9 protein-coding genes and 1 riboswitch are annotated in these 8,547 nt (G+C 62.2%); of the genes, 2 read left to right on the forward strand and 7 right to left on the reverse strand.

The window, feature by feature from the left end; translation table 11 throughout:
• Nucleotides 1–15 precede the first annotated feature (15 nt).
• Nucleotides 16–384, reverse strand: a complete 369-nt coding sequence (gcvH, locus tag EN969_RS07410) for a glycine cleavage system protein GcvH (RefSeq protein WP_013531953.1) — start codon at nucleotides 382–384, stop codon at nucleotides 16–18.
• Between the two features lie 5 nt (nucleotides 385–389).
• Nucleotides 390–1,490, reverse strand: coding sequence for a glycine cleavage system aminomethyltransferase GcvT (gcvT, locus tag EN969_RS07415; RefSeq protein ID WP_063167888.1), 1,101 nt, complete (start codon nucleotides 1,488–1,490; stop codon nucleotides 390–392).
• A 149-nt stretch (nucleotides 1,491–1,639) separates the two neighbouring features.
• Nucleotides 1,640–1,726, reverse strand: a riboswitch (glycine riboswitch).
• A 244-nt stretch (nucleotides 1,727–1,970) separates the two neighbouring features.
• On the opposite strand from gcvT, the gene EN969_RS07420 reads away from it, so the two are divergent.
• Nucleotides 1,971–2,972: a hypothetical protein gene (locus EN969_RS07420; RefSeq protein WP_063167889.1), complete on the forward strand. Its 1,002-nt coding sequence runs from the start codon at nucleotides 1,971–1,973 to the stop codon at nucleotides 2,970–2,972.
• Nucleotides 2,973–3,009: 37 nt separating this feature from the next.
• On the opposite strand, the gene EN969_RS07425 is transcribed toward EN969_RS07420, so the two are convergent.
• Nucleotides 3,010–3,738, reverse strand: a complete 729-nt coding sequence (locus tag EN969_RS07425) for a GntR family transcriptional regulator (RefSeq protein ID WP_024505339.1) — start codon at nucleotides 3,736–3,738, stop codon at nucleotides 3,010–3,012.
• Between the two features lie 8 nt (nucleotides 3,739–3,746).
• The gene (locus tag EN969_RS07430; protein ID WP_063167890.1) at nucleotides 3,747–5,027 is read right to left on the reverse strand and encodes a D-amino acid dehydrogenase; all 1,281 of its coding nucleotides are present in this window, start codon (nucleotides 5,025–5,027) and stop codon (nucleotides 3,747–3,749) included.
• A 221-nt stretch (nucleotides 5,028–5,248) separates the two neighbouring features.
• Here EN969_RS07430 and EN969_RS07435 point away from each other — a divergent pair, with 221 nt between their 5' ends.
• Nucleotides 5,249–6,046, forward strand: a complete 798-nt coding sequence (locus EN969_RS07435) for an aspartate/glutamate racemase family protein (RefSeq protein WP_013531948.1) — start codon at nucleotides 5,249–5,251, stop codon at nucleotides 6,044–6,046.
• 31 nt (nucleotides 6,047–6,077) lie between these two features.
• On the opposite strand, the gene EN969_RS07440 is transcribed toward EN969_RS07435, so the two are convergent.
• From EN969_RS07440 to EN969_RS07450, 3 genes are all read right to left on the reverse strand, one after another.
• A complete protein-coding gene (locus EN969_RS07440; RefSeq protein ID WP_013531947.1) occupies nucleotides 6,078–6,869 on the reverse strand; it encodes a molybdopterin-binding protein in 792 nt (263 codons plus the stop codon).
• Nucleotide 6,870: 1 nt separating this feature from the next.
• Nucleotides 6,871–7,752, reverse strand: a complete 882-nt coding sequence (locus tag EN969_RS07445; protein ID WP_013531946.1) for a cytochrome b/b6 domain-containing protein — start codon at nucleotides 7,750–7,752, stop codon at nucleotides 6,871–6,873.
• A gap of 97 nt (nucleotides 7,753–7,849) precedes the next feature.
• A complete protein-coding gene (locus EN969_RS07450; RefSeq protein ID WP_013531945.1) occupies nucleotides 7,850–8,527 on the reverse strand; it encodes a DUF1345 domain-containing protein in 678 nt (225 codons plus the stop codon).
• Nucleotides 8,528–8,547 lie beyond the last annotated feature (20 nt).

Consider the following 8,547-nt stretch of genomic DNA (forward strand, 5'->3'; position numbering starts at 1 on the left):
CAATAAGTCCTGATATCAACCGATATGGGCTTTGTAGGCGGCCTCATCCATGAGACCGGCGAGCTGGCTTTCGTCGGCAAGCTTCATCTTCCACAGCCAGCCGGCCCCTGTTGCGGCCGAATTGACCAGTGACGGATCCGACGACAGCGTGCCGTTGGCCTCGGTGATCTCGCCGTCGACTGGTGCATAGACATCGGACGCCGCCTTGACGGATTCGACCACGACGGCGGTGTCGCCCTTGGTCAATTTCTTTCCCGTCTCCGGCAGTTCGACGAAGACGAGGTCGCCGAGCTGCTCCTGCGCGTAATCAGTGATGCCGACCGTGGCGATGCCGCCCTCGACGCGGAGCCACTCGTGATCTGATGTGAAATAGGTCGTTGCCATTGAGATCATCCTTTTCGGTAGCGATGCGGTGTGAAGGGCAGGGAGCTGATATCGACTGGGATTTTCGTGCCGCGCACATCGGCGAAAACCCGAATTCCGGGCTTTGCCAGAGGTGTCGAGACATAGCCCATGGCGACCGGATGGCCGGCCGAGGGGCCGAAGCCGCCCGACGTGACATGGCCGGCCGGGTTGCCGTCGGCGTCGAAGAGCGCGGCACCGCCACGCACCGGCTGGCGGCCTTCCGGCTTCAAACCGACGCGCTTTTGCGCGGGTCCTCGTTCCACCGCGGCGCGGAGCGCATCGGCGCCGATGAAAGTGCCGGAAGCGCGGATGTCCTTTGGAATTGCCCACATCAAGGCGGCGCTGGCCGGGTCGGTTTCCGGTGTGATGTCCTGGCCATGCAGGCAGAGACCGGCCTCCAGGCGCAGGCTGTCGCGCGCAGCCAGGCCGATCCACAGCACGCGCTCGTCTCCGAGCAGCTTCGCGACGAGGTCGCGTGCATCGGCCTCCGGCAAGCCGATCTCGAACCCGTCCTCGCCGGTATAGCCCGACCGGCTCATGAACCAGTTCTTGCGCGGTTCGACCCCATGCATGAACAGCAGCGAGCCGGTCTCGATGCCGGCGCGGGAAAGGGCGGCCCAGGCTTCAGGACCCTGGATGGCCAGGAAGACGCGGTCGAGCGGCTCGATCCTGGCGTCGAAATCCGCGGCAAGTGCACGCAAATGCTTTTCGTCGGCTACGGCGTTGCCGGCATTGGCGACCACCATGAACCTGGCATCGCTAAGCCTGGTGACGATCAGGTCGTCGAGGATGCCGCCTGCTTCGTTGAGGAAAAAGGACAGTTTGGATTGCGAGATTTCGAGCGCGCCGGCATCCAGTGGGCAAGCACGGTTGAGCAGTGCCGCCGCTTCCGGTCCGCTGACCTCGAACAGCTTCATGTGCGAGATGTCGAACAGGCCGGCCTGCTCGCGGGTGTGAAGGTGTTCCTTCATGACGCCGGCCGGATAGGTCAGCGGCATCGACCAGCCGGCAAAGGCGCCGAAGCGCGCACCGGCGGCCATATGGATATCTTCAAGGGGAAGGTGTTTTGTGTCGTCGCCCGCCATGTCGTCTCCAGAGTCGCACGCAATCGGTCGCGAATGGCGACCAGTCCGTGCCCCTCTGTCTGAAGCCTGAGAGACTCGCGCAGCCGGAACTCTGTCAGCGGCGCTTACACCTTCGGCGCGGGGGCAAGCCCCGACTTTCCAGAGTGTCTTTCCCGTCTACGGTTCTTTTGCCTGAGAGATTTCGGGCGATTTCCCCTTCGGCGACAGCTCTCGCTGTTCTCTCCCGCAAACAGGTAGGACTCAAGACCCTGAGTCCTCGACGCGCCATCCATAGCTTGCGCGCGACGGCTTGTCACCTGTCAGCAACATCTAAAGCGCGTGCATGTCGTTCTTCAAACCGCGGCACGCTGTCAGGCGACATGCGTTGGCGACAAGTCTTCACTAACCACGCCGTTTGCCGGTTTTTCAAGACACTGCTGATATGTTGGCTTGTGTGACGCTATGGGGCCGGCGCTTGGCGACGGCGGACGGGGACGACAAATGGGCGAATTGATCATGAGCGCGCCGGTGGCCGGGCTGACCTCGAAAAGCCGCATCGCCGCGGAGGACGTGGCGATGTTGCGCCATGAAGTGTTCGGCGACGGCGTCGTGACGCGTGGCGAGGCCGAGGCGCTGTTCGCGCTCGATGCCACGGCGAAGGACAAATGCCAGGAATGGCCGCCCTTCTTCATTGAGGCGGTCACCGACTATATCGTCCACCAGGAAAAGCCATCGGGCTATATCTCGCAGGACAATGCCGACTGGCTGATCCGCACGATCTCGCGCGACGGCATGGTCGACAGCCGGACCGAACTCGAATTGCTGGTGCATGTGCTGGAACAGGCGAAATCGTCGCCGGCCCAGCTTTGTGTGTATGCGCTGGAGCAGGTGGCGCATGCCGTCATTGACGGCAAGGGGCCGCTGATGCTCGGCGGCGCGCTGGCTCCGGGCCTCGTCGCGCAGGCGGAGGTCGAGCTTTTGCGCCGGATACTCCATGCCCATGGCGGCGACGGCAACATCGCCATCACGCGCGCCGAGGCCGAGGTGCTGCTCAAGATCAACGAGCGGACTGCTCAAGGACAAAACGATCCGTCCTGGAACGAGCTGTTCGTCAAGGCGATCGCCAATTTCGTCATGTGCTCGGCCGGCTACGAAGCACCGACGCGCGACGTGGCGCTGCGCCATGACGCCTTCCTCGAACATGCCGATCCGGAAATCGGCGGCTTCTTCAGCCGCATGATCTCCGGCGGGCTTGCCGGCATCATGGAGGCCTACCGATCTCCTGGCGACATCGAAGCCGAATGGGAAGCCAAGAACAGGGCGGCCGAGGCCCTGGCCCGCCGTGCCGAGACGATCGATGCCGGCGAAGCCGGCTGGCTGATCGAACATATCGGCGTCGACAGGCCACTTTACGAGAACGAACGCGCGCTGCTGACCCTGATCAAGCACGCCTCGCCGGAAATTCACCCGGCGCTCAGGCCGCTGCTCGACAAGGTTGCCTGACCGGCCAGGGATTGCTTAATCGGATCCGGGATGCTGGTCAGATCTGATCGACGTCGACGTATATCCGGGCCAGGCCTTCCCGGACGGTCGACATGGCATCGGCGACACTGATGTCGATGTGGTCATGCATGAGCCTTGCGGCCGTGTCGGCATCGCGGGTTACCATGGCTCGGGCGATTTCGCTGTGTTCGGTGTAGGTTGTCGACAGTCGCCGGTGCTTCTCCACTTCGATCTTGCGAACGAAATGGATGCGCGTGTTGATGCCTTCGAGCATGCGCGCCAGTTCGGGATTGCCTGACAGCCTGGCGATGCGGATGTGAAACTCCTCGTCCCTGGCGGTCAGCTCGGCGCTGGAAAACGAGTCGGCGCGCGCCATGGTGAGCGTCCACCAGTCGACGAGCGCGGCGAGCTCTTCATTGGTCGCGCGCTGGATCGCCAGCCTGACGGAGCGCTCCTCAAGCACCGCCCGCACGTCGGAAAGATTGACGACCTCGTCGACATCGAAGCCGCGGCAAAAGAAGCCGCGATTGGTCTGGAAGGTGATGAGTTCCTCCGTGACCAGCCGCTGGAGGGCCTCCCTGATCGGGCTGCGGCTGACATTCAGCCTCGCGGCAAGCGCCACTTCGTTGATGCGCTCGTTCGGCTTGAAGCGATAGTCCATCGCCATGCGACGGATCTCTTCATAGACGCGCGGGCCGGTCTTGATCGGCTTGGATGCCAACGCCGCATCGTCGTCCTGGTTGCTGTGCCTGGTGGGTCGGAGCATGGCGTCGGTCAAGCCTTTGCGGCGCTTGGTTCGGCGAACCGCGCCTGTGTGGGAAGGATACCGTCGAGGGCGATCGGCGCAGCCCGGCCGGCGATCAGGTCGGCGACGATGCGGGCCGATCCATGCGCCATCGTCCATCCAATATGGCCGTGGCCGGTGTTCAGCCAGAGGTTCTTGATGTTGCGCAGGCCGAGGATCGGCAGATTGTCGGGCGTCATGGGTCTCAGGCAGGCCCGCATTTCGGCGCGATCATAGGCGATACCGCGCGGGAACAGGTCCTGCGTGACGCGCTTCATGAAGGCGAAATCCGAAGGCTTGTGGCTGCGATCATAGCCCGCGAATTCCGCGGTGGCGGTGACGCGGATGCGATCGCCCATCGGCGTGATGGCAACGAGATTGTGCTCATCGATGACGGGGAGTTTTGGAGCCAGCGCCGGGTCGACGATGGGAATGGTCAGGGAATATCCTTTGACCGGATAGATCGGCAAACCAAGGCCGATCTTGCGGGCGAGGATCGGGCTTTCGGCGCCGAGACACAGAACGTAGGTGTCGGCCAGAAATTCTCCCTTGTCGGTGACGACCCGGATGATCGCGTCATTCCTGCGTTCGATCCCGACGATCCTCGTGCTTGTCAGGATCTTGCCGCCCCTCGTTTCGACGATGGCCGCCAGCGCGCGCGTGAACTTGGCGGCGTCGCCGGTTTCATCGGTTGGACACATTATGCCGCCGGCAATGCTGCCGCGCGACGAAGCCAGCGCCGGCTCGCGGTCAATGATTTCCTGTGCGTCGACAATGCGGATCTCCTGGCCGTCGGCCTCCAGCAGGCGCATGTTGGCGACGCCCTTGTCGAGCGCCTGACGGCTGCGGTGGAAGTAAAGGATGCCGGCCGAGGTCCTGTCGTATTGGATCGATTCCTCCCTGACGACCGCCTGCAGGACCGATTGGGAATGGACCGCAAGCCGATGTTTGAGGAGGGTGTTGCGACGCGCTTTGGCGGCCGTGCATTCCCTGAGGAAGCGCAGCGACCAGCTGTAGAGATGCGGGTCGGCGGAAAGTTTGAAGCGAAGCGCCTGGTCTTTCAGGAACAGCGACTTCAGCAGGATTTTTGGCGCGGCTGGTGATGACCAGACGAAGGAGTGACCGGGCGCGATCATGCCTGCATTTGCCCAGCTCGCGCCCTCGGCCACCTGCGGTGCCTGCTCGAGAACAGTGACCGCGTGGCCGTCCTTTTGCAACTGATAAGTGGTGGTGATCCCGACCACGCCGCCGCCCAAGATCAATACGCGCATTGCTGTCCCGAAGGGCTGTGTTCCTATTGTCGACAATTCAATAGGAAGACGCCGATCCCTGTCAACGGTGAATGGGTCGGCGACGGACAAGCGATCCGCGCAAGCGCAAAATTCAGGCGTTTACCGGTTCCCAGGATCTGCACAGAGCCCTTGACAGTTTCGGCAATATCGCCGTTTCTATTGTCGACAATTCTGATTGGCATCAGGGAGGGGACTGCGCCATGGACGCCCCGGTTAGCCGCGCCGACGACACGCTTGTCCTCGACAAGGAACACATTCCCTTCAAGACCGATGACGGTATCGGCACGCGCGCCAATCTCGGCCTGCTCGTGCTGCGGACCGACCAGACCATCGAGGATGAATTCCGGTATGCGCTGCCCGCGCGCGACATCGCGCTGTACGAGGCGCGGCTCTACAGCGATGTCGAGATCACACCGGAAAACCTGATGAAAATGTCGGCGGTAATCCCGGCAACGGTGGGACTCTTGCCCGACGTCAAGTTCGATGTGATCGGCTTTGCCTGCACGTCGGGAGCGCTGGTCATCGGCGAGGATAAGGTTGCCGAGCGCGTTCACGAGGTGCTGCCTGGTGTGCAGGTGACCAATCCGGTGACCGCGGCACGCGCCGCGCTGAAGGCCCTGGGGGTCTCGAGGATCGCGCTGCTCACCCCTTACTTGGCGAAAATCAATCATTCGCTGCGGGCATCGCTGATGGCGCGGGGGATGGATATTCCGGTCATGGGCTCCTTCAACGAGGCGGACGACAATGTCGTTGCACGCATCACGCCGGCATCGGTCAAGCAGGCCATCTTGGAAATCGGTGCGTCGAGCGACTGTGATGCGGTGTTCGTTTCCTGCACCAGCATGCGCGTTGCCCGCATCATCGAGGAGGTCGAGAAGGAGTTGGGGAAACCGGTCACCTCCAGCAACCATGCACTTGCCTGGCATATGCTGCGGCTTGGCGGCATTGGCGAGCAGATTGCCGGAAAAGGCGAGCTGTTTCGCCGCTCGCTAGGCTAGCATCTTCAGCGCCGGATTTGCGGTGTGCAGCTCAGATCCCGCCGTACCAGTCATAGCCATTGTCTTCCCAATAGCCGCCCCTGCCACCGCCGACATCGGCAAAGCCGTCGACCAGTTCGATCTTGTAGAGATATTTCGGCATCTTGTAGCCGAGCTGGCGCTCGACGCGAACCCGCAGCGGCGCGCCGTTCTCGACCGGCAGCGGCTTGCCGTTCAGGCCGTAGGCGAGGATCGTCTGCGGGTGACGGGCATCGATGAGGTCGATGGTGCCGTAATATTTGATGTCGCCCGACAGGCTGCGGTCGATCGTGTCGAGGCAATGGAACATGACATAGCGCGCCTGCGGTTTGACCACCGCCTGGTCCAGCACCAGCGACAGCGGCGTGCCGGTCCATTTGGCTATGCAGCTCCAGCCTTCGACGCAGTCATGGCGGGTGATCTGGGTGCGGCTTGGCATGTTCTGGAGCTGCTCGCGGCTGAGCGACAGCGGCTTTTCGACAAGACCCGTCACTTCCAGACGCCAGTCGGCGAAATTGTTGGCGAGCAGGCCCTTGTAGACGTCGTCATCGGGAGCGGTGACGCCGTTCGGCCGCTGCGGCTGGCGGATATCGGCCTCGGTGAATTCCGGCGCCAGCGCACCGCGTCCGGCGAGCAGGCGTTGCGCCCGGTATGTCAGGCCATTGGCGTTTTCGAGGAAACTGCGCAGGCCGCTGCCGACGCTTAGCTGGCTGTCAAAGGCGTCGCAGCCCGACAGCATGATACCGGAAGCGCCAAGGCCGGCAGCGGTCAGGAATTTGCGGCGGCTGATCTCAAACTTCGCCATGTCAGGCACTCCTCTCGGCTGTATTGTCGTTCTGTGCGGGAGGATCGGTGCGGTACCAGCCGGTGATGATCGAGCGCAGCTCGTTGATCGGGCCGGCGGCCAGGATCATCAGGATATGGACGACGAAGAAGGCGACCAGCAGCACCATCACGGTGAAATGGATGGTGCGTGCCGTCTGCCGGCCACCGAGCAGATCGTTGAGGAAAGGCAGCACCGAGTTCATGCTTGGCGACATCGCCAGACCGGTGATGATCATCAGCGGCAGCAGCACGAACAGAACCCCGCCATAGGCCATCTTCTGCAGCGTGTTGTATTCGCGCGTGTGGTGGAATTTGAGCTTGGCGTGGTCGACGATGTCTTGCGGCAACCGCTTCAAATCGTCGAGGCGTGGCGCGAGATCGCGGCGGATGTGACCGTTGACGATGCTGGCGACCAGCCAGACGATCAACGTCGTGGTGAGTATCCAGGCAAAGAAGAAATGGATGACGCGCGCAGTGCCGAGATCATAGTAGGACGGGATGGTCGCCCAGGACGGGAAGGCGCGGGACGTCTCCTGGCCGGCCGGACCCGACCAGCCGAGCACCCCAGTGGTGTTGAAGCGTTTGCCGAAGATCTCCGTGTAGCCGCGCGGACCCGCATCGGAGTTCTCGGCGCCGATGGCGAAGATGGTGTTGTTGTAATCGAAGCCCGATTGCTTGCCGATATAGAGCTGCGGACGGGCATTGAAGATCTGCAGGCCGGACAACAGCATGAAGAACAGCGAGATGGCCCACAGCCAATGCGTCAGCCGCGTCCAGCGCGACTGCCGGTAAATCAGCGTTTTGTCGTTCGACGCCGAAGCGCCTGGATCGGCGGCGGATTGGCTTCTGGCAACGGATTCCATCGTGTTTCGTCTCCCGGCCTCGCGGCATGGCCTGCGCGCTCATTGTCCTCCTGATACGTCGCGATCCAAACCGATGTTTCATCCGATCACGGATTTATTACGGACCGCCCAGGCTGACGGCGAGATTGACGGCAGCGGCGACGATGACCGTGTTGAAGAAAAACGACAGGATCGAGTGGACAAGCACGACACGACGCATATGCGTCGTCGAGATGTTGGTGTCGGCGGTCTGCGCCGTCATGCCGATCACCGTCGAGAAATAGAGGAAGTCCCAACCCTCCGGCCGTTTGTCGCCCGGAAACAGCAGTCCGCCGACCGGGATTTTCTTCCTGGTCTCGGCATCCATCGCATCGCCATCCATCCAGTAGACATGAGCATAATGGAGCGCTGCCATGGCATGGATGGTGAACCAGCCGAGCGGGATCGACAGCAGCGCGAAGAAGAGCTCGATGGGATGGCTTCTGTCCTTCTGATTGATCAGCAGGAACAATGCGACAACGGCAACGCCGACGACGACAAGCGTCACGGCGAAGATGACCAGCACCGGCTGGTCGGTGGCGCGCGCATTCTTGCTCAGATACCTGCCGGTGAACTTCGGCATCTGGGCGACGACGAGAATGACATAGGCGGCAAAGAACGCGTTGGCGCCGATCGAATAGGCAAGCGGAGCGTGCAGCAGCAACGCCACCAGAAGCGCAAAGACGCCGAAGCAGGCAGACACAGCAAACAGCATGTGGCGCTGCATGGGTTTGTCTATCGGAGCTTCGGCGGCCATGGTGGTTCCAGCCCTGGATA

This window comes from Mesorhizobium sp. M7A.F.Ca.CA.003.01.2.1, assembly GCF_003998945.1.
Classification (GTDB): Bacteria; Pseudomonadota; Alphaproteobacteria; order Rhizobiales; family Rhizobiaceae; genus Mesorhizobium; species Mesorhizobium ciceri.